We start from the raw sequence: 18,112 nt of genomic DNA, 5'->3' as shown, positions 1-18,112 counted from the left end.
GCGTGGTGGGCGCGGGCGAGCCCGCGTCCGGGCTGACGCGCGGGATGCGGCTGTATTTCGCCTCCGACAGCGGGCTGCGCGGGGTGCCGCTGCTGGACCGGCAGGTCAACGATCTCAATACGGTGGTGAAACTGCTGGCCGTGGGTCCCTGCACGCGCCGTGGCTCTTCCCGCCGACCGACCTCGACGCGTACGCGGCCTACGCGGAGCGGCTGCTGGCCGATCCGGCCCGGTACGGGTTCCTCGTCCGCACCGTCGAGGACGACCGGATCGCCGGGTTCATCAACATCAACAACGTGGTCCAGGGCGCGTTCCTCAGCGGCGCGCTCGGCTACGGCGCCTTCGCGCACGCCGCCGGGCGCGGGCTGATGAGCGAGGCACTGGATCTGGTCACCCGGTACGCGTTCGCCACCCTTGGACTGCACCGTCTGGAGGTCAACATCCAGCCGGGCAACCTCGCCTCCATCGCCCTGGTGCGCCGCGCCGGATACCGCCTGGAGGGCTTCTCGCCCGACTTCCTCTTCATCGACGGCGCCTGGCGCGACCACCAGCGCTGGGCGATCACCGCGGAGATGGTCGAGCCCCGCTGACTCCCCGCCGGGCGGCGGCCTTTGCGCAATCCTGACCAGGGGCTCCTCTGGTCAGCGCGGCGCGTGCCGTGTTCCATGGTCACGGGGCGGTCGCAGGGACGGGGTGGCCGACCGCGCGAGGGAATGAGGTTGTCTTGGCCACGACCGTACGTCGTTCCGTACTGACGCTGCCCGCCGCCCCGTTGGGGCAGCCCAACCCGCTGCCCGCGCTACGGCCGCTCGACCGGGCGCAGGCCGTCGACGCGCGGGCCGAGCGGGCCCGCGAGGGCCTGCCGCGCGACATGGCCCGCCAGATCGGCTACCAGCCCCTGGAGACGGTCCTGCCGGTACGGGTCCTCGACGGCTACGGCCGGGAGCGCACCCCGACCGACCTGGACACCCTCGTCCTGGAGAACTCCCGGCTGCGCGTCACCGTGCTGCCGGGCCTCGGCGGCCGGATCCGCTCCCTCTTCCACAAGCCGACCGGCCGCGAACTCCTCTACGTCAACCGCGTCCTCCAGCCCGCCGACTTCGCCCTGAACGGCGCCTGGTTCTCCGGCGGCATCGAGTGGAACATCGGCGCCACCGGCCACTCCACCCTCGCCTGCGCGCCCGTGCACGCGGCCGTCGTCCCGGCCCCCGACGGCGGTGAGATGCTGCGCCTGTGGGAGTGGGAGCGGCTGCGCGACCTGCCCTTCCAGGTGGACCTGTGGCTGCCCGAGGACTCCGACTTCCTGTACGTGGGGGTACGCGTGCGCAACCCGCACGAGCGGACCGCGCCCGTCTACTGGTGGTCCAACACCGCCGTGGAGGAGGCCGACGGAACCCGCGTCCTCGCCCCCGCCGACAGCGCCTGGCACTTCGGGTACGCGCGCACCCTGCGGCGGGTGCCGGTCCCGGAGTGGGAGGGCGCCGACCGTACGTATCCGCTGCGCGGCGAGTACCCCGCCGACTACTTCTACGAGGTGCCCGACGGCGCCCGCCGCTGGATCGCCTCGCTCGACGCGGCCGGGCAGGGCCTGGTGCAGACCTCGACCGACCTGCTGCGGGGCCGCAAACTGTTCCTGTGGGGCTCGGGCCGGGGCGGGCGGCGCTGGCAGGAGTGGCTCACCGAGCCCGGCACGACCGGTTACGCCGAGATCCAGGCGGGTCTGGCCCGTACGCAGCTGGAGCACGTTCCGCTGGAGGCGGGCGGGGAGTTCGCCTGGCTGGAGGCGTACGGGCCGCTCGCCGCCGACCCCGGGCGGGTGCACGGCGACGACTGGACGCTCGCCCGTGAGGAGGTGGCGCGGCGGCTGGCGGCGGTCCTGCCGCGCGAGGCGGTCGACGAGGCGTACGAGGCCTGGCGCCCGTACGCCGACACCGAACCCACCACCTCCCTGGCCACCGGGTCCGGCTGGGGCGCGCTCGAAGTGCTGCGGGGGAACCTGAAGCTGCCGGGTACGCCGTTCCCCGAGACGACGCTCGGCGAGGAGCAGGCGCCCTGGCTGGAACTGCTGCACGCGGGCGCGCTGCCCGAGCCGCGCCGGGTCGTGCCGCCGGGGCCGACGCTGGTGGCGCCGCACTGGCGGGACATGCTGGAGACGGCGCCCGCCTCCCCGCTCACCGAGTACCACCTCGGGGTCGCGCAGTGGCACGCGGGCGACCGGGCGCAGGCGGTGCGCAGTTGGGAGCGCGGACTGCCGCTCGCGCCCTCGCGCTGGCCGCTGCTGCGCTGTCTGGCGGTCGCGGACCGGCTCGCGGGCAACCCCGACCGGGCCGCCGATCTGTACGCCGAGGCGTTCGACGACCTGTGCGAGGAGCGGCGGGACGGGGAGCGCTGGGTGGCCGCGACCGCCGCGCTGGGCCGCGAGGCGATAGCGGCACTGCTGGCGGCGGGGCGGCCGGACGGGGCCCGCGCGGTCTGGGACCGGCTGCGGGATCCCGTACGGGAGCGTGGGGCCTTCCGGCTCCTGGAAGCCCGGATCCTGCTGGCAGAGGGGGACGTGGCGGGGGCGCGGGCCGTCTTCGACGAGGGGTTCGAGGTTGCGGATCTGCGCGAGGGCGCGGAGGTGCTGGACGAGGTGTGGTCGCGGATCACGGACGAGCCGCTGCCGGACCGGTACGCGTATCGGATGCGACCGCCGTCCTGCTGAGGGGGCTGGGGCGGCGCGGTTCGGATGCGCGCGGGCAGGGGACCTGTCGTGCCGGCCCCCGTGCCCCGGGACGGGCGCCGTCGCGCCCCCGGCTCACCACCTCGCGCCCCGGTACCGGTACGCGGGTTACCCCCGGTGGTCCACGTACTCGAAGACCGAGCCGTCGGGGTGGACCGCGATCAGATTGCGGCCCACCGGGGTGGGGACCGGGCCCGCGATGACGCGGGCGCCCACCCCGGTCAGGGCCCGGTAGGCGTCGTCGACGTTCTTGACGGCGATCGTGGCCGACACCTTGCGCAGAATCGCGAGCTCCGACTCCGGACCGCTCATCAGCAGGAAGCAGCCGACCGCGGCGACCGAGACCCCGCCGCGTTCGAAGCGCAGGGCTTTGCTTCCCACGAGGCTTTCGTAGAAAGCCACCGAGGTCTCCAGATCGTCGACGCAGATGCGCAAAGTGGTTCCGAGGATCTCCATACGAACGAGCCTAGTTGGTGACCGTCACACGCGGCAGAGGATCTCGCCGTGGGGGACCATGAACCACCCGTCGTCGGCGGCGGCCCACTCCCGCCACCCCTCGGCGATCGCCGCGAGACCGGCCTCGGTGGTGTGGCCCCCGTCCACCGCGAGCCGTGCGTACGTGGACGCCACCGTGCGCTCCGCCCACAGCCCGCTCCACCACGCGCGCTCCTCGGGGGTGGCGAAACACCAGGCCGAGGCGGTGGAGGTGATGTCGGTGAACCCGGCGGCGCGCGCCCACGACCGCAGCCGCCGCCCCGCGTCCGGCTCGCCCCCGTTGGCCCGGGCGACCCGGTGGTACAGCTCCAGCCACGCGTCCAGGGCCGGGACTCGGGGGAACCAGGTGAAGGAGCCGTAGTCGCTGTCGCGCGCCGCGACCAGTCCGCCGGGGCGGGTGACCCGGCGCATTTCGCGCAGCGCCCGGACGGGGTCGCCCACGTGTTGCAGCACCTGGTGGGCGTGGACGACGTCGAAGGAGGCGTCGGGGTGCGCCAGGGCGTGGACGTCCGCGACGGCGAACGCCATGTTGTACTGCCCGCGCTCCTCGGCGTACGCCCGCGCCCGCTCGACGATGCCGGGCGCCGCGTCGACGGCCGTCACATGGCCGTCCGGGACCAGCGCGGCCAGGTCGGCGGAGATGGTGCCGGGGCCGCAGCCGATGTCCAGGATCCGCGCGCCGGGCCGGAGTTCACCGATGAGGTGGGCGGCGGAGTTGGCCGCGGTGCGCCAGGTGTGCGAGCGCAGGACGGACGCGTGGTGGCCGTGCGTGTAGACGGCGGTCTCCTGTGCCATGGCCGGCTCCCTCTCTCCCTGTCCGACCTCTGCGGCCGGTACGGCCACCGTACGCCGCCATGTCGCATACTGAGACCTGCGTTTCACCATACGGACTACGCGGGCCCGTCCGCCGGGCGCGCTCCGGGGCGGACGCGCACCGCCCGGTCCGTACTACCGCCGAGGTGGAACAACCCGTAGCGTCGGGTGCGTTACCCCTGCCGAGCAAGGAAGATCACTTGGGAGGGCACCATGGGTGAGGTAGCGATCCGGTACGTCGGCGGGCCGACCGCCGTCGTGGAGATCTGCGGTTTCCGGCTGGTCACCGACCCGACGTTCGACGCCCCCGGTGACTATCCGACCGGCACGGGCCGCAAGCTGGTCAAGACGGCGGGACCGGCCGTGGAGGCCGACGAGATGGGCGCCGTGGACGCGGTGCTGCTCTCGCACGACCAGCACCCCGACAACCTGGACGAGTCCGGCCGCGCCTATCTGGACCGGGTGCCGCTCGTGCTGTCGACCGCCGCCGCGCGCGCCAGGCTCGGGGACACCGTGACGGCGCTGCCCAACTGGCGGACCTACGGCCTCGGTGAACGGCTGCGGATCACCGGGGTGCCCGCGCTCCACGGGCCCGCGGGCGCCGAGGCGGTGACCGGCGAGGTCACCGGCTTCGTCCTGCACGGCGACGCGGTGCCGACCGTCTACGTCAGCGGCGACAACGCCTCCCTGGACCACGTCCGCGCGATCGCCGAGCGCTTCGGGCCCGTCGACGTGGCCGTGCTCTTCGCCGGGGCGGCCCGCACCCCGCTCCTCGACGGCGCCCCGCTCACCCTGACCAGCGAGGCCGCCGCCGAGGCCGCCCAGATCCTGGGCGCCCGCCATGTCGTGCCGCTCCACTTCGAACACTGGGGCCACTTCAGCGAGGGCGCGGACTCGCTGACCGAGGCGTTCGCCGCTGCCGGGCTCGGCGAGCGGCTGCGGCTGCTGAAGCCCGGGGCCACCTTCACCGACTAGCGGCGGGCGGGCCGCCCGCGTCTCACGCGCGGACCGGCGGCCGGTACACCGTCAGCGCCTCAGGCAGCTTGTCGACCGTCAGCTCACCCTCTATGTGGGCGACCTCCCCGTCGTACGCCACCGGGGTGCGCGGCGCGAGGGCGCCGATCCGCAGCCGGCGCAGCCGACGGGCCGCGTGGACGGGGGAGCGGCTGAGCGGTCCGGCGAGCGCGGCTGCCAGCAGCCGCAGCCCGGGCAGCCGGCCGCCGTGCACCACCCGCACATCGAGCAGCCCGTCGGCCAGGTCGTAGCGGTGGGCGGGGGCCGGGCCGAGGCGCTGGTAGATGCAGTTGCCCGCGAACAGCAGCCACAGCGCGTGCGGCTTGCCGTGCACCTCGGCCTCCAGGGGCCGCTCGCCGCGCAGCACCTCGAACGCCGCGAGCACCCCGGCCGGCCAGCCGCCGATCCGCGGCGACCAGCGCTCGCGCAGCCGCACCAGCTCCGGGTAGACACCGAGGCTGAAGGTGTTGACGAAGTACCCGGCGGCCGTGCCGTCCGGGCCCGGCGTGAACCGGCCGAGGTCCACCTTGACCGCGTCGCCCGCCTCCAGCGCGCGTGCGGTGTCCTGGACCTCTTCGATGCCCAGGTCGTACGCGAAGTGGTTGAGGGTGCCGCCGGGGAAGACCGCGAGCGGTACGCCGTGCCGGGCGGCGGCCACCGCCGCCCGGTTCACCGTGCCGTCGCCGCCGCACACCCCGAGCGCCCGGCCGCGCCGGGCCGCCTTGTCGAGCGTCGCCTCCAGGTCGTCGGGGGCGCACTCGATCACCTCGGCCAGTGGCAGCGCCTCGCGCACCGCCGAGGCCTTGGCGGCGGCCGTGCCGGAGCGCTCGTTGACCACCACCACCAGGTGCTCCCCGCCGGGCAGCGCGGGCGCCTCCGTGTAGGGGCGGCCGGGCGCGGGCAGCTGGCGCCGGGTGGGGACCAGACCGCGTACCGCGAAGGCCGCGCCCACGCCCAGGGCCGCGCCCACCACGACGTCACCCGGATAGTGCACGCCCGTGTACACCCGCGAGGCGGCCACCGAGACCGCGACCGGCGCCACCAGCGCGCCCCAGCCCAACGACTCCAGGGCCACGCCGGTCGCGAAGGCCGCCGCCGAGGCCGAGTGGCCGGACGGGAAGGACGTGGTGATCGGCTGGCGCTTCAACTGCCGCACCAGCGGCACCAGCTCCAGTATCGGCCGGGGCCTGCGCACCGACCGCTTGGCCACCGTGTTCACGGTCGCCGAGGCGAGCGCCAGCGAAGCCACCCCGCGCAGCGCCGCCCGCCGCGCCCGGGGCGAGCCGGTGGCGGCCATCGCGGCGGCGGCGCCGAACCAGAGCAGCCCGTGGTCGGCGGCCCGGCTCAGCCGCGGCAACACGGCGCGGGCGCCGGGCCAGTTGCGGCCGGCGGCCTCCTGGAACAGCTCGCGGTCGCGGTCGCTCAGACGGCGGGGCAGGCCACGGGTCCAGAAGGACCGGTCGGCGGGAGGTGGCACGGACGGCTGGGACGGAAAAGACATGGAGCATGGGTACCCGCGCCCGCCCGGCGCAATCCGTGCTTGAGCCCTCGGCTCCCGTCGGACACAGTGGCCTCATGGATTCCTCTGCGTCCGCGGACCACACCCGGCTCCTCGACCTTCACCGCGAGGCCGTCACCCTCTTCGGCTCCCGTGTCCACGCCATCCGGCCCGACCAGTGGGACCTGCCCACGCCGTGCGCCGAGTGGACCGTGCGGGACCTGGTCAACCATCTGGCCGTCGAGCAGCTGTGGGTGCCGCCGCTGGTCGCCGAGGGCCGCACCATCGCGGAGGTGGGGGACGCCTTCGACGGCGACGTCCTCGGCGACGACCCGGTGGACGTGTGGGAGACGGCGCTCTCGGCCGCCGTGGCCGCCTTCGCCGCGCCGGGCGCCCTCGACGGCACGGTCGAGCTCTCCTACGGCAGGACGCCCGCCCCGGCGTACTGCTCGCAGATGATGGCGGACGCCGTGGTGCACTCCTGGGACCTGTCCCGGGCGATCGGCGCCGACGAGCGGCTGCCGGACGCGCTGGTGGACGCGGCGGCGCGGGAGTTCGGCGGCTACGCCGACCAGCTGCCCCGGAGCCTGTTCGACGCGCCCCTCGCGGTGTCCGAGGGGGCGGGCGCCCAGGCGCGCCTGCTCGCGATGCTCGGCCGGGCCGCCTGACGGGCCATCAGGGAAGCTGAGGGGGCCTCGGCCGGTCGCTCCAGCGGCTCTGGCGGGGCACCCGGGCGGAGCGCGGCCCCGCCCGGCCGGTCTCCGGGGCCTCCACCCGGCAGTCCTGGTGCGCGGTGACGTCCCGCAGGCTCACCAGCCCCAGCGGACGGCCGCCCTCGACCACCGGCAGCCGCCGCACGGCGTGCCGCCGCATCAGCCGCAGCGCCGTCGCCACCTCGTCGTCGGGGCGCACGCTCACCGAGGAGCGGGTGCACACGGACTGGGCGCTGACCGTCAGCGGATCGGCGCCCTCGGCCACCGCGCGCACCGCGATGTCCCGGTCGGTGAGCACCCCGATCAGCCGGTCGCCCCGGGCGACCAGCACATCCCCGACGTCCTGGGCGCGCATCAGCCGGGCCGCCTCGACCAGTGAGGCATCGGGCCGCACGGCCGCCACACCCGCCGTCATCACTTCTCGGACGTACCGTGCCATCGGTGTCCCGCCCTTTCTCCGTTGCTCCGTGCCCCGGCTGAGGGCGCAGTACCCGGACCCGCGCCGGCCATGCCCCGAACCCGGGGGGTTTGGAGTGGGAGACCCCGGGCAGGCGCACGTCGTGCTTCGGACCGGAGGCACGTCCGTGGGAGCGGCTGTCCGCTCCGGGCGTGCCCGTGCTCCGGCCGGGGCACCCGGGGCAGCCCCTTCCCAGCGGTGACCACCATCCGATTCCACCGTTCTCAGGGAGCTGTCCGCATGCGTACGTACGCACCTGCCACAGCCAGGCATTCGCACGACGACGCGCCCGACACCGCCGACGCGTTCGTCCGCCTGGCCGCGCTGCCCCCCGGGCCCGAGCGGCACGCGCTGCGCCAGGAGCTGGTCCGGGCCTGGCTGCCGATGGCCGAGCGGCTGGCCGGCCGCTTCCGCAACCGGGGCGAGTCCCTCGACGACCTCCGCCAGGTCGCCGCCCTCGGCCTGGTCAAGGCCGTCGACCGCTACGACCCCGAGCGCGGCGCCGCGTTCGAGAGCTTCGCGGTGCCGACCATCACCGGCGAGCTCAAGCGCCACTTCCGCGACCACATGTGGACCCTGCACGTGCCGCGCCGGGTCCAGGACCTGCGCGGCCGGGTCCGGGCCGCCCGCCAGGAGCTCATGCAGAGCGGCGCCTCCCGCAACCCCTCCGTGGCGGACATCGCCGCGCACACCGGGATGACCGAGGAGGAGGTCAAGGCGGGCGTCGAAGCGCTCGACAGCTTCTCCGCGCTCTCCCTCGACGCCGAACTGCCGGGCGCCGAGGACGGGTACTCCCTCAGCGACTCCCTGGGCGAGCCCGACCCGGCGCTCGACATCGTCGTCGACCGCGAGTCGGTCAAGCCCGGGCTCCGCCGGCTGCCGCCGCGTGAGCGCCAGATCCTCTACATGCGGTTCTTCCGGGACATGACGCAGAGCAGCATCGCCGAGGACCTGGGCATCTCCCAGATGCACGTCTCCCGGCTGATCAGTCGCTGCTGCACTCGGCTGCGGGACCAGGCACTGCGGGAGCAGACTCCGGCCGGTCACCGTCCGGTGCGCCGGGACGCCGCATAGCCAGCGCCACATGGCGGGACATCACGTCCATCGCGTGCGCCTCGGCCATCGAGAACGGGCGCGCCGAACCCGTACGGAAGAGGGTGAGCACCCCCTGTACGGGGCCGGGCGCGCCGAGCGGCACGCACAGCAGCGACGTCACGTCCGCGCGGGCGAGGACCGCCGCGCCCGAGGCGTCGTGGCCGAACCCCTCGGTGTCCTCGGGCTGGAGCTGGAGCGCGGTGGCCCCCGCCCGGGCGGCCTCGGCCACCAGCGGGGCGCGGGCCGGGTCCTGCGCGGCGAGCGCCCGGCGCAGTTCGGCGTCCTCCTCGGCGGCCGGACCCAGCACGGCGACGCGCCGCGGCCCGTCCTCCACCACATCGGCGATCACCCACTGGGCGAACCGCCCGCAGAGCACCCGGGCGGCCGTCTCCAGCGCCTCGGCGCCGTCGCCCGGCGGCAGCCGCAGCAGCGCCCCCGCCATCGTGTCCACCAGGTCCATCAGCCGGGCGTGCCGCGTCGACTCGGTGAGATCGGGCACCTCCGCGGCCGGGGTGGCGGCCCCGGCGGACCGGGACATCCCCGGCTGGAAGACGACCAGGACGGCCGGGTGCGGCTCGTCCGGCGGACGCAGCGCGGACAGCGTGGCGAACAGCGGCTCCCCGGGGCGCTGCTGGAGGCGGACGGTCAGTCCCCGGTCGCCCTCGCCGCGGGCCACGGCCGCCGCCTGGGAGCGGAACGCGGCACGGTCGCCCGGCATCAGCAGGGCCGCCAGCGGCCGTCCGGTCGCGTATCCGGCGCGGGCCCCGGTCAGACCGGTGGCCGCGAAGTTCAGCCTCCGCACCACCGTCTCGCGGTCGACGAGCGCCACCGGCAGCGGCAGCCGCTGGAACAGCGCCTTCAGCAGCAGCCGCTCCTGCCGGTCGCCGGGCGAACCGGCCGCGCCCGCGGCGATGGCGACGCACTGCTCGTACCGGGGCCACAACTGGTCGGCCACGTGCTGGAGTTCGAAGAGCGCGGCGTCGAGGAGGGTGAGCTGGTCCCCGGCGTCCTGGGAGCGCGCGGTGCGCAGTTCGCCCACCCGTCTGACGAAGTCCGCCAGGTCCTCGCCGAATTCGTCCACCGTCTGCGTCATAGCAGCAAGTTAGCCGCTGGCGCCGTTTCCCGGTCCCGGCGCGGGGAATGCGCGGTTCAGGAGGTTTTCCCATGTTCTCCGAGCCGGAACGTCAACGACCGCACTCCGTCTCGCCGGTGGGCCGGCTCTCCCGGCTCGCCGAGCAGTCGGTGCGCTGCGCGCCCGCCTCCTGCGGCGCCGTCGCGACCATCGCCGACAGCGGCTCCGAGCGCCGTGTCACCGCCACGCACCCCGACCTCGAACCGCTGGTGAGCGTCCAGCTGGAGTGCGGCGAGGGGCCCATCCCGACCGCGCTGGACGTCGGCGCCCCGGTGGACACCGAGGACCTCCTGACGGAGGAGCGCTGGCCCGGCTACCGCGCGGTGGCCCTGGAGTCGGGCGTACGGTCCTGCGTCACCCTTCCCTTCCGCCGCTGCGGCGTCGAGGTCACCCTCAGCCTCTACAGCTTCCGCCCCGGCGCGCTCGACGACGCCCTGTCCGGCCCGGTGAGCATCCTCGGCGAGGAGGCGACCGCCGGGATCGCCCGCGACCGCCGCTACCGCGCGGCGCTGGCCGAGGTGGAGCAGCTGGAGGCCGCGCTGCGCTCCCGCCCGGTGATCGACCAGGCCAGCGGCATCGTGATGCATGTGCTCGGCTGCGACGCGCAGAAGGCCTTCGCCCTGCTGCGTACCCTCTCCCAGCACGCCAACCGCAAGCTGTCCGAGGTCGCCGAGGGCGTGGTGCGCACCAAGGGCCGGGGCCTGGAGGACGAGCTCTCCGCCCTCACCCGCCTCTCCTGAACGAACGCCCGCGACCGGACCGGGACGGCCGGACCGGGACCACCGGGTACGCATACGGAGCGGCGCCGCGGAGCAAACCTCCGTATAAAGGGCTCAAGGGGGCCGACAAGGCCCGAGGGGCCGGCACGACGGACCGCACGGGTGTGAAGAAGGAGGCCGCGGATGCACGGGACGGTGGCGGAAGGCCGAGGACCCGTCCGCTACGGACCGCCCGCCCCCGGCACCGGACTGCCCGTCCTGCCCCCACTCGCCGGAGTGCTCGCGGGCGCCGCGGGGCGCACCCGGCCCGAACCCCCGGGCGGCGGACCCGAGCTGCGCGGCGCCGCCTGCGGCTACTGGCACCGGCGCGGGCTGCGCTGCGACCCCGGTCTGGTGGCCGCCGCGCCCGGCGCCCAGCCGCTCCTTTTCGCCCTGCTCGCCTCGTACGGGGGCGATGTCCTGCTGCCCCGCCCCTGCCCGGCCTGGTGGACCCCGCAGGCCCGGCTCCTTGGGCGCCCCGCCTTCCATGTGCCGACCCCGGCGGAGTGCGGCGGCGTGCCCGATCCGTACGCCCTCCTGGAGACCGTGCGCCGGGTGCGCGTCGAGGGCGGGGTGCCCCGCGTCCTGGTGCTCTCCGTCGCCGACGACCCGGCCGCCACGGTCGCGCCGCCCGAGACCGTACGGGAGGCGTGCGAGGCGGCCGTGGGGGAGGGGCTGCACATCATCAGCGACGAGACCTGGCGCGACACCCTGCACCGCCCGCACGAGACGGTCCTGTTCAGCCCCGCCGAGATGTGCCCGGACGACGTGACCGTCCTGTCCGACCTGTCGGGCGCGCTCACCCCGGCCGGTTGGCCCGCCGCCGTCGCCCGCTTCCCGGACACCGAGCAGGGCGCCCAGCGCCGGGCCCGCACCCTCGACGTCCTCACCGCGCTCGGCTCGGTGGTGGCGGGCCCGGTCGCCGAGGCGGCGGCGTACGCCCTGGAGGAGCCCGACCCGGTGGCGGTACGGATGCGCCGGGCCGCGGTCCTGCACGGCGCCCTCGCCGCCGAGGCCCACCGCGCGGTCCTCGCCGCCGGTGCCTTCGCCCGGCCCCCGCAGGCGGGCCGCCACCTCTACGCCGACTTCGGCGGTCTGCGCGGCCGGCTGGCCGCGCGCGGGGTCACCGACTCCATGGAGCTGGAGGAGTATCTGACCGCCCGGCTCGGCGCCCCCGCCCCCGGCGGCCACCGCTTCGGCGACGAACTGGGCGCGCTGCGCGCCCGGCTCGCCACGGAGCCGCTGCTCGGGGGGAGCGAGGAGGAGAGCGCGCGGACCCTCCAGGCGCCGGACCCGCTGCGGCTGCCGCACGTGCGGCGGGCCCTGACCGCGTTCGAGGAGGCCCTCGCCGGGCTGTGAATCCCGCCGCCTACTTGGGATGCGGGGCTTCGGCCGGCCGGGCGGGCGGCCCGTGCCGCAGCCTGCGCCACACTGGCGGGGCCGCGCCGATGAGCACCGTCAGCACCACCGCCGCGACCACGCCCTGCCACGGCTCGGGGAAGAGCGAGCCGCCCAGGATGCCGATCAGGCCGTACGCACCGGCCCAGGCCACACACGCGGGCACATCGCCGCGTACGAAGGTGCGCAGCGGCATACCGCCCAGCAGACACGCCAGCATCACCGGGATCCGGCCCGCCGGGACGAGCCGGGACAGCACCAGGACCGCCGCCCCGTGCCGGTTCAGCTTCTCCTCGGCCTGCGCCAGGCGGTCCGGGGCCGCCCGGCCGCGCAGCGCCGCCAGCCACCGCGACCCGCCGCGCGAGCGCACCCCGCGCTGCCCCAGCCAGTACAGGGCCACGTCCCCCAGGAACGCGGCGAGCGCGCCCACCCCGAAGACCAGCAGCAGCGAGAACCACGCCGTCTGGTGGAAGGCGACCACCGCGGCCGTCGACACCAGCGCCCCGGTGGGCACCACCGGCACCAGCGAGCCGAGGACCACCAGGATGAACAGGGACGGATAGCCGAGCGCCTGCTGTGTCGGCTCCGGCGGCACCTGGGCCACCGCCCGCACCACGAACGCGGCGATCACCGGGCCACCTCGGGCCGTACGCTCTCGCCGTGCGCCGGCCGGTGCACCGTCACCCCGGGCGCCAGCCGGGCCGCGTGGCGGACGAAGTCGTCACCGGGCGCGTGGAACTCGTGCGGGCGCACCGCGTCGAGCCCGATCGGCCAGTACGTGCCGTAGTGCACCGGGACCGCCGCCCGCGCCCCGAGCCGCGCCAGGGCCTCGGCGGCCCGGCCCGCGTCCAGATGGCCGGGACCCAGGAACGGACCCCAGCCGCCGACCGGCAGCAGGGCCACGTCCACCGGTCCGACCTCCTCGGCCATCGAGTCGAAGAGCCCGGTGTCCCCGGCGAAGTACGTGCGCGCCCGGCCCTCGATGACGAAGCCGAGCGCGGGCGCCCGGTGCGGCCCGAACGGCAGCCGCCGCCCGTCGTGCCGTGCGCTCACCGCCCGTATCCGCAGCTCACCCGCCTCCACCAGATCCCCGGGCCGCACCTCGGTCAGGGGCAGCCCCAGCCTGCGCAGCCCCGGTACGGCCGCGACCGCGCCGTGCGGCACCACGAGCCGGGTACCGGGGGCGAGCCGGGCCAGCGAGGGCAGGTGCAGATGGTCGGAGTGCAGATGCGAGACGAGGACGACATCGGCGACGGCGGCCTCGGGCGGCGGCAGCGCCCCCTGCCTCCTGCGCAGATGCGCCAGCCGCCGGGCGAAGAGGGGATCGGTGAGCACCCGGACCCCGGAGTCCTCGACCGTGCAGGTGGCATGACCCCACCAGGTGATCTCCACCGGCACCCGAAATCTCCTCCGTTCGACGACCACCGCGCGCGCTGTTGTGTACGAGCCTATGTGTCGGGGGGCGCACCGGACGGGGGCCGGGGTACTCATCGGTCCATCAAGGGAAGGCCCGGCATGATCATGCACTCGGAACAGTGCCCGCGCTGCGGCGGGATACTCGCGGTCACCCAGGACGGCTGGAAGATCTGCCACTCATGCGGCTACTCCTCGCCGCCGTGAACCAGGAGTAGGGTCGGCACCACAACGAAGGGCATGGGGGTCGGTCATGGGTGACGTGCGAGTGGCGGCGATCGCCAGTCTGACCCCGCTGGAGGAACTCGACCTCGACCCCTTCCTGGTGGACACCCGCAGCCAGCACGAGATGTGCGCGCGCTGGGCCGCCGACAAGGGGTACGTCGTCACCCGGCAGTTGCTCTTCTACGGTCTGCGCCCCGACCACGAGGGACTGTGGACGGACGTCGAGGCCGGTCAGGTGGACCTCTTCGTCGCGCCCAACGAACGGGTCCTGGCGCGCGCGCTGACGTCGGTTCCGGACTTCTCCGCGGAGTGCGAGCGGCGCGGGGTCCGGCTGGAGACGGCCGGGCTCGTCGAACCGGACTACGACGCGTCCAAGAAGGCCCACATCCACCGCAGGCTCTCGATGCCGACCGCCGGCTACGACGGCTGCTGACGCGGACCCCGCCCACCGCCCATCACGCCGCCGACCGCCGCCGGTCCATCGCGTCGGCCGGTTCCCGCCCCTGTGACACGCTGGGGGTGAACGGCTAGGCGGAGAGGCAGTGACGAGCGGCGTGAGTGCGGGGCGATGGCGGACGGCGGGCAGCGCCCTGGTGCGGGTGGTCGTGGTGTGGGCGGTGTCCACGCTCACGATGATGGCGCTCGCGGGCATCCTCCCCGACTTCCGGCTGAAGTCCGCGGGCGGCGACAGCGTCACCCGCGTCGCGCTCACCGCCGCCTGGGGAGCCGGGGCGTTCGGTCTGCTGAGTGCCCTGGTGTGGCCGCTGGTGGTACGGGCCTTCCTGCTGGTCCCGGCCCTGGTCCTGGGCCTGTTGGTGTTCTTCCTCAACGGCTCGCTGCTGCTGATCGCGCTGAGCCTGATCCCCAGCGGGCGCGGCGCGGCCCAGCCGGAGACCGCGGTGGTGGTGGCCGCGGTGATGTCGGCCGTCGCCTCGGCGACCTCCACCGCGCTGGCGGTCCGCGACGACAACGCCTACCGGCGCAGACTCTCGCGCCTGGCCGACCGGCGCCGCCGCAGGCGCGGTGACGACCGGCCGGGCGAGGAGACTCCGGGTACGGTCTTCCTCCAGCTCGACGGCGTCGGCCACGACGTGCTGTGCCACGCGGTCGGCACCGGACTGATGCCGACCGTGGCCGGCTGGCTGGAGCGCACTCACCGGCTCACCCCGTGGCGCACCGACTGGTCCAGCCAGACCGGCGCCAGCCAGCTCGGCATCCTGCACGGCTCCACCTTCGACGTCCCCGCCTTCCGCTGGTACGAGAAGGAGACCGGCGAGCTGATGGTCTCCAACCGTCCGGCCTGCGCCGTCGAGCTCCAGCGCCGCGCGGTGGCGCGCACCGGCGACGCGGGGCTGCTCACCGTCGACGGCGCCAGCCGGGGCAACCTCTTCTCCGGCGGCGCCGACCAGCTCGCCCTGGTCCTGTCGATGGCGGCCCGGCGCGGCCGTCGCAACCGCTCCCGGGCGGGCTACTTCGCGTACTTCTCCGACCCGGCCAACGCCGTGCGCACCGCGCTCTCCTTCGTCGCCGAGGTCGGCCGCGAGATCGGCCAGTCCACCCGCGCCCGGCTGCGCGGCGACGCGCCGCGGGTGCGGCGCGGCGGGCTCTACCCGTTCATCCGGGCCTTCGCGACCGTCGTCGAGCGCGATGTGGTGGTCGCCGCGGTGATCGGCGACATGCTCGCCGGACGCACCGCCGTCTACGCCGACCTGGTGGCGTACGACGAGGTGGCCCACCACTCGGGGCCGCGCGGCCGGGACGCCCGGAAGGTCCTGGAGCGCCTCGACCGGTCGATCGCGCTGCTCGCCAAGGTCGCCGAGCACGCCCCGCGCGCCTACCGCATCGTGCTCCTGTCCGACCACGGGCAGAGCCCGGGGGAGACCTTCGCGGGTGCCTACGGGCTGACGCTGAAGGATCTGGTGCGGGCCGGGTGCGGGCTGCCCGTCCCGCGCGGCGCCGGGCGCACCAAGAGCGGGGCGGAGGCGCGGGACGCGGTGCGGGTCGCGCTCCACCGCCCGGTTCCGGGCAGCGGGGAGCAGGCTCCGGACTCCGACCCGGTCGTGCTCGCCTCCGGCAACCTCGGGCTCGTCTCCTTCCCCGGCACCGGGGGGCGGCTGAGCCGTGAGGAGATCGACCGCCGCCACCCCGCGCTGCTGCGCACCCTCGCCGGCCACCCCGGTATCGGGTTCCTGCTGGTGCGCAGCGAGAAGTACGGCGCGGTGGTCATCGGCGGCGCGGACGCGGACCGGCTCCAGGAGCTCCAGGAGGTGCCGATCGGTGAACTGGAGGACGACAGGGGCCCGCTGACCGGGTTCGGGCCGGGAGCCGCCGATGCCGTACGGCGTACCGACACCTTCCCGCACACCGCCGACATCATGGTCAACTCCATGTACGACCCGGTCACCGGCGAGGTGCACGCCTTCGAGGAGCAGATCGGCTCGCACGGCGGCCTCGGCGGCGAGCAGGCGCACGCCTTCCTGCTGTGGCCGCGCGAGCTGTCGGCGCCGGTCACCGAGGGGGACACGCTGGTGGGCGCCGAGCAGGTGCACCGGGTGCTGCGGCGGTGGCTGCGCGAGTGCATGGGGCCGCAGGTGCCGGTTTTCGCCACCCCGCAGATTCCCCGGTCCGAAGCGGAAGCGGACGAACCTTTTCCGGTTGAGGGGGCGGCCGTACGGGACAAATCCGCGTGATTTTGAGCGAGGCCCTCCGTACCGGACCATGAACGGGTTTTGGCACGGAGAGAGGCGCACCACCCCATGACCACGCACGACACCCAGAGCAGGCATGCCCGGCAGTTCGGTTTGCCGGTGGCGACCGCCCTGGTCATGGGCAACATCATCGGCGGCGGCATCTTCCTGCTGCCGGCCTCGGTCGCCCCCTTCGGCACCATCAGCCTGCTCGCCTTCGCGGTCCTGACCGTCGGCGCGATCGCGCTGGCCCTGGTCTTCGGACGCCTGGCCCAGCGGCTGCCGCAGACCGGCGGCCCCTACGTCTACGCGCGCGAGGCCTTCGGCGACTTCGCCGGCTTCCTCGCCGCCTGGTCGTACTGGATCACCACCTGGGTCTCCAACGCGGCGCTCGCCGTGGCGGCCGTGGGCTACCTCGACGTACTGATCCCCCTGCACGGCGACAAGGCGGCCACCATCGCGGCGGCGCTGGCCCTCCAGTGGCTGCCCGCGCTCGCCAACCTCGCGGGCACCCGGTACGTGGGCGCGGTCCAACTGGTCTCCACCGTCCTGAAGTTCGCGCCCCTGCTGCTGGTGGCGGTCGGCGGGCTCTTCTTCTTCGACCCCGCCAACCTCGGCCCCCTCCAGGCCGACGACCACAGCGCGATGGGCGCCGTCTCCGCCTCGGCCGCGATCCTGCTCTTCAGCTACCTCGGCGTCGAGTCGGCCGCCGTCAGCGCCGGCGAGGTCCGCGACCCGCGCCGCAACGTCGGCCGCGCCACCATCCTCGGCACCCTCGGCGCCGCCGTGATCTACCTCCTGGGCACCCTCTCGGTCTTCGGCACCGTGCCGCACGACCGTCTGGTGACCTCCACCGCCCCCTTCACCGACGCCGTCAACGCCATGTTCGGCGGCGCCTGGGGCGGCACCGCGGTCGCCGTCGCCGCGCTGGTCTCCATGGTCGGCGCCCTCAACGGCTGGACCCTGCTGAGCGCCCAGACCCCGTACGCCGCCGCCCGGGACGGACTGTTCCCGCAGGCCTTCGCGCGCAGGAACCGGGGTGTGCCCACCGTGGGCGTCCTGGTCACGGTCGTCCTCGCCTCCTCGCTGACCGTCTACAACTACACGGCCGGCTCGCAGGGCGTCTTCGAGATGCTGGTGCTGGTCACCACGTTCACGGCGACCGTCCCCTATCTGCTGTCCACGGCCGCCCAGATCTACTTCCTCGCCTCCGGCCGCGCCGACCGTGTCCACCGGGGCCGGCTCGTCCGCGACGGTCTGCTCGCCGCGCTCGCCGCCGCCTTCTCCCTCTGGCTGGTCGCCGGCTCCGGCTACCAGGCGGTCTACCAGGGCGTGCTGTTCCTCTTCGCGGGCGTGCTGGTGTACGCCCTCCTCGCCGCCCGCAAGCAGGCCGCGCGCGGGGACGCGGCGGAGCTGCCCGAGCAGGCGGTACGGGAGAGCGTCCGCGCGTAGCCCCCGTGCGCGGGCCCGACTGGTGCGCCGCTCCGACGAGTTCGCGTCCTCGCGGCCGTTCACCCGGGAGAGGGGATCTCGCCCGGATCCGGGCGGGTCGCGGTCGTTCGCGGGCAGGGTTGGAGCATGCCGTCCGCTCTTGCCGCCGCCCCGCGCCGCGCCCTCGTGGTGCTGCTCGTGGTGGCCGCGCTGCTCGGGGCGGCGGCAAGAGCGGACGGCATGCTCCAACCCTGCCCGCGAA

General features: G+C 74.9%; 17 protein-coding genes. 10 read left to right on the top strand and 7 right to left on the bottom strand.

The window, feature by feature from the left end; translation table 11 throughout:
- Positions 1 to 589 (top strand): GNAT family N-acetyltransferase (locus ACJA3G_RS10870; RefSeq protein ID WP_406552708.1); only part of this gene is annotated, 589 nt, incomplete at its 5' end.
- 134 nt (positions 590 to 723) lie between these two features.
- On the top strand, positions 724 to 2,703 hold the full coding sequence (locus tag ACJA3G_RS10865) for a DUF5107 domain-containing protein (protein WP_406552707.1): 1,980 nt from the start codon (positions 724 to 726) through the stop codon (positions 2,701 to 2,703).
- A gap of 126 nt (positions 2,704 to 2,829) precedes the next feature.
- Here ACJA3G_RS10865 and ACJA3G_RS10860 read toward each other — a convergent pair whose 3' ends face one another.
- Both ACJA3G_RS10860 and ACJA3G_RS10855 read right to left on the bottom strand, forming a co-directional pair.
- Complete coding sequence (locus ACJA3G_RS10860; protein WP_406552706.1) at positions 2,830 to 3,177, bottom strand: VOC family protein; 348 nt, start codon at positions 3,175 to 3,177, stop codon at positions 2,830 to 2,832.
- A 24-nt stretch (positions 3,178 to 3,201) separates the two neighbouring features.
- Positions 3,202 to 4,011, bottom strand: coding sequence for a methyltransferase domain-containing protein (locus tag ACJA3G_RS10855; RefSeq protein ID WP_406552705.1), 810 nt, complete (start codon positions 4,009 to 4,011; stop codon positions 3,202 to 3,204).
- Between the two features lie 231 nt (positions 4,012 to 4,242).
- On the opposite strand from ACJA3G_RS10855, the gene ACJA3G_RS10850 reads away from it, so the two are divergent.
- Positions 4,243 to 5,004 carry an MBL fold metallo-hydrolase gene (locus ACJA3G_RS10850; RefSeq protein ID WP_406552704.1) on the top strand — a complete coding sequence of 254 codons (762 nt, stop codon included), beginning with the start codon at positions 4,243 to 4,245 and terminating at the stop codon, positions 5,002 to 5,004.
- Positions 5,005 to 5,026: 22 nt separating this feature from the next.
- Here the strand turns inward: ACJA3G_RS10850 and ACJA3G_RS10845 are convergent, their stop codons facing one another.
- Positions 5,027 to 6,544: a bifunctional phosphatase PAP2/diacylglycerol kinase family protein gene (locus ACJA3G_RS10845; RefSeq protein ID WP_406552703.1), complete on the bottom strand. Its 1,518-nt coding sequence runs from the start codon at positions 6,542 to 6,544 to the stop codon at positions 5,027 to 5,029.
- A gap of 74 nt (positions 6,545 to 6,618) precedes the next feature.
- On the opposite strand from ACJA3G_RS10845, the gene ACJA3G_RS10840 reads away from it, so the two are divergent.
- Positions 6,619 to 7,209, top strand: a complete 591-nt coding sequence (locus tag ACJA3G_RS10840; protein WP_406552702.1) for a TIGR03086 family metal-binding protein — start codon at positions 6,619 to 6,621, stop codon at positions 7,207 to 7,209.
- Positions 7,210 to 7,216: 7 nt separating this feature from the next.
- On the opposite strand, the gene ACJA3G_RS10835 is transcribed toward ACJA3G_RS10840, so the two are convergent.
- The gene (locus ACJA3G_RS10835) at positions 7,217 to 7,693 is read right to left on the bottom strand and encodes a CBS domain-containing protein (protein WP_406552701.1); all 477 of its coding nucleotides are present in this window, start codon (positions 7,691 to 7,693) and stop codon (positions 7,217 to 7,219) included.
- 258 nt (positions 7,694 to 7,951) lie between these two features.
- Between ACJA3G_RS10835 and ACJA3G_RS10830 the strand changes: the two genes are divergently transcribed.
- Positions 7,952 to 8,785 (top strand): RNA polymerase sigma factor SigF, encoded by an 834-nt coding sequence (locus ACJA3G_RS10830; RefSeq protein ID WP_406552700.1) that lies wholly within the window; start codon positions 7,952 to 7,954, stop codon positions 8,783 to 8,785.
- On the opposite strand, the gene ACJA3G_RS10825 is transcribed toward ACJA3G_RS10830, so the two are convergent.
- Positions 8,697 to 9,899, bottom strand: coding sequence for a PAS domain-containing protein (locus ACJA3G_RS10825; RefSeq protein WP_406552699.1), 1,203 nt, complete (start codon positions 9,897 to 9,899; stop codon positions 8,697 to 8,699). The genes ACJA3G_RS10830 and ACJA3G_RS10825 overlap by 89 nt on opposite strands.
- Before the next feature lie 71 nt (positions 9,900 to 9,970).
- Between ACJA3G_RS10825 and ACJA3G_RS10820 the strand changes: the two genes are divergently transcribed.
- Positions 9,971 to 10,678: an ANTAR domain-containing response regulator gene (locus ACJA3G_RS10820; protein WP_406552698.1), complete on the top strand. Its 708-nt coding sequence runs from the start codon at positions 9,971 to 9,973 to the stop codon at positions 10,676 to 10,678.
- A 162-nt stretch (positions 10,679 to 10,840) separates the two neighbouring features.
- A complete protein-coding gene (locus tag ACJA3G_RS10815) occupies positions 10,841 to 12,055 on the top strand; it encodes a pyridoxal phosphate-dependent aminotransferase (protein WP_406552697.1) in 1,215 nt (404 codons plus the stop codon).
- Positions 12,056 to 12,065: 10 nt separating this feature from the next.
- On the opposite strand, the gene ACJA3G_RS10810 is transcribed toward ACJA3G_RS10815, so the two are convergent.
- Complete coding sequence (locus ACJA3G_RS10810) at positions 12,066 to 12,722, bottom strand: DedA family protein (RefSeq protein ID WP_406552710.1); 657 nt, start codon at positions 12,720 to 12,722, stop codon at positions 12,066 to 12,068.
- Positions 12,722 to 13,492 (bottom strand): MBL fold metallo-hydrolase, encoded by a 771-nt coding sequence (locus ACJA3G_RS10805; RefSeq protein ID WP_406552696.1) that lies wholly within the window; start codon positions 13,490 to 13,492, stop codon positions 12,722 to 12,724. The genes ACJA3G_RS10810 and ACJA3G_RS10805 overlap by 1 nt, the downstream gene beginning before the upstream one ends.
- 268 nt (positions 13,493 to 13,760) lie before the next feature.
- Here ACJA3G_RS10805 and ACJA3G_RS10800 point away from each other — a divergent pair, with 268 nt between their 5' ends.
- From ACJA3G_RS10800 to ACJA3G_RS10790, 3 genes are all read left to right on the top strand, one after another.
- Positions 13,761 to 14,165 (top strand): hypothetical protein, encoded by a 405-nt coding sequence (locus ACJA3G_RS10800; RefSeq protein WP_406552695.1) that lies wholly within the window; start codon positions 13,761 to 13,763, stop codon positions 14,163 to 14,165.
- 121 nt (positions 14,166 to 14,286) lie between these two features.
- Entirely contained in the window at positions 14,287 to 16,422 is a 2,136-nt protein-coding gene (locus ACJA3G_RS10795; protein ID WP_406552709.1) for a phage holin family protein, read from the top strand.
- Positions 16,423 to 16,488: 66 nt separating this feature from the next.
- On the top strand, positions 16,489 to 17,871 hold the full coding sequence (locus ACJA3G_RS10790; protein WP_406552694.1) for an amino acid permease: 1,383 nt from the start codon (positions 16,489 to 16,491) through the stop codon (positions 17,869 to 17,871).
- The last annotated feature ends 241 nt before the right edge of the window (positions 17,872 to 18,112 follow it).

The organism is Streptomyces sp. YS-3 (assembly GCF_045257485.1).
GTDB lineage: Bacteria > Actinomycetota > Actinomycetes > Streptomycetales > Streptomycetaceae > Streptomyces.
This window is presented reverse-complemented; position numbering and strand designations above follow the sequence as displayed.

Excerpts from the sequence above, each read along its gene's own strand:
- ACJA3G_RS10845 (WP_406552703.1), bottom strand. The coding sequence starts at position 6,544 with ATGTCTTTTCCGTCCCAGCCGTCCGTGCCACCTCCCGCCGACCGGTCC.
- ACJA3G_RS10835 (WP_406552701.1), bottom strand. The coding sequence starts at position 7,693 with ATGGCACGGTACGTCCGAGAAGTGATGACGGCGGGTGTGGCGGCCGTG.
- ACJA3G_RS10830 (WP_406552700.1), top strand. The coding sequence starts at position 7,952 with ATGCGTACGTACGCACCTGCCACAGCCAGGCATTCGCACGACGACGCG.
- ACJA3G_RS10790 (WP_406552694.1), top strand. The coding sequence starts at position 16,489 with ATGACCACGCACGACACCCAGAGCAGGCATGCCCGGCAGTTCGGTTTG.
- ACJA3G_RS10815 (WP_406552697.1), top strand. The coding sequence starts at position 10,841 with ATGCACGGGACGGTGGCGGAAGGCCGAGGACCCGTCCGCTACGGACCG.
- ACJA3G_RS10840 (WP_406552702.1), top strand. The coding sequence starts at position 6,619 with ATGGATTCCTCTGCGTCCGCGGACCACACCCGGCTCCTCGACCTTCAC.
- ACJA3G_RS10800 (WP_406552695.1), top strand. The coding sequence starts at position 13,761 with ATGGGTGACGTGCGAGTGGCGGCGATCGCCAGTCTGACCCCGCTGGAG.
- ACJA3G_RS10850 (WP_406552704.1), top strand. The coding sequence starts at position 4,243 with ATGGGTGAGGTAGCGATCCGGTACGTCGGCGGGCCGACCGCCGTCGTG.
- ACJA3G_RS10860 (WP_406552706.1), bottom strand. The coding sequence starts at position 3,177 with ATGGAGATCCTCGGAACCACTTTGCGCATCTGCGTCGACGATCTGGAG.
- ACJA3G_RS10820 (WP_406552698.1), top strand. The coding sequence starts at position 9,971 with ATGTTCTCCGAGCCGGAACGTCAACGACCGCACTCCGTCTCGCCGGTG.
- ACJA3G_RS10855 (WP_406552705.1), bottom strand. The coding sequence starts at position 4,011 with ATGGCACAGGAGACCGCCGTCTACACGCACGGCCACCACGCGTCCGTC.
- ACJA3G_RS10825 (WP_406552699.1), bottom strand. The coding sequence starts at position 9,899 with ATGACGCAGACGGTGGACGAATTCGGCGAGGACCTGGCGGACTTCGTC.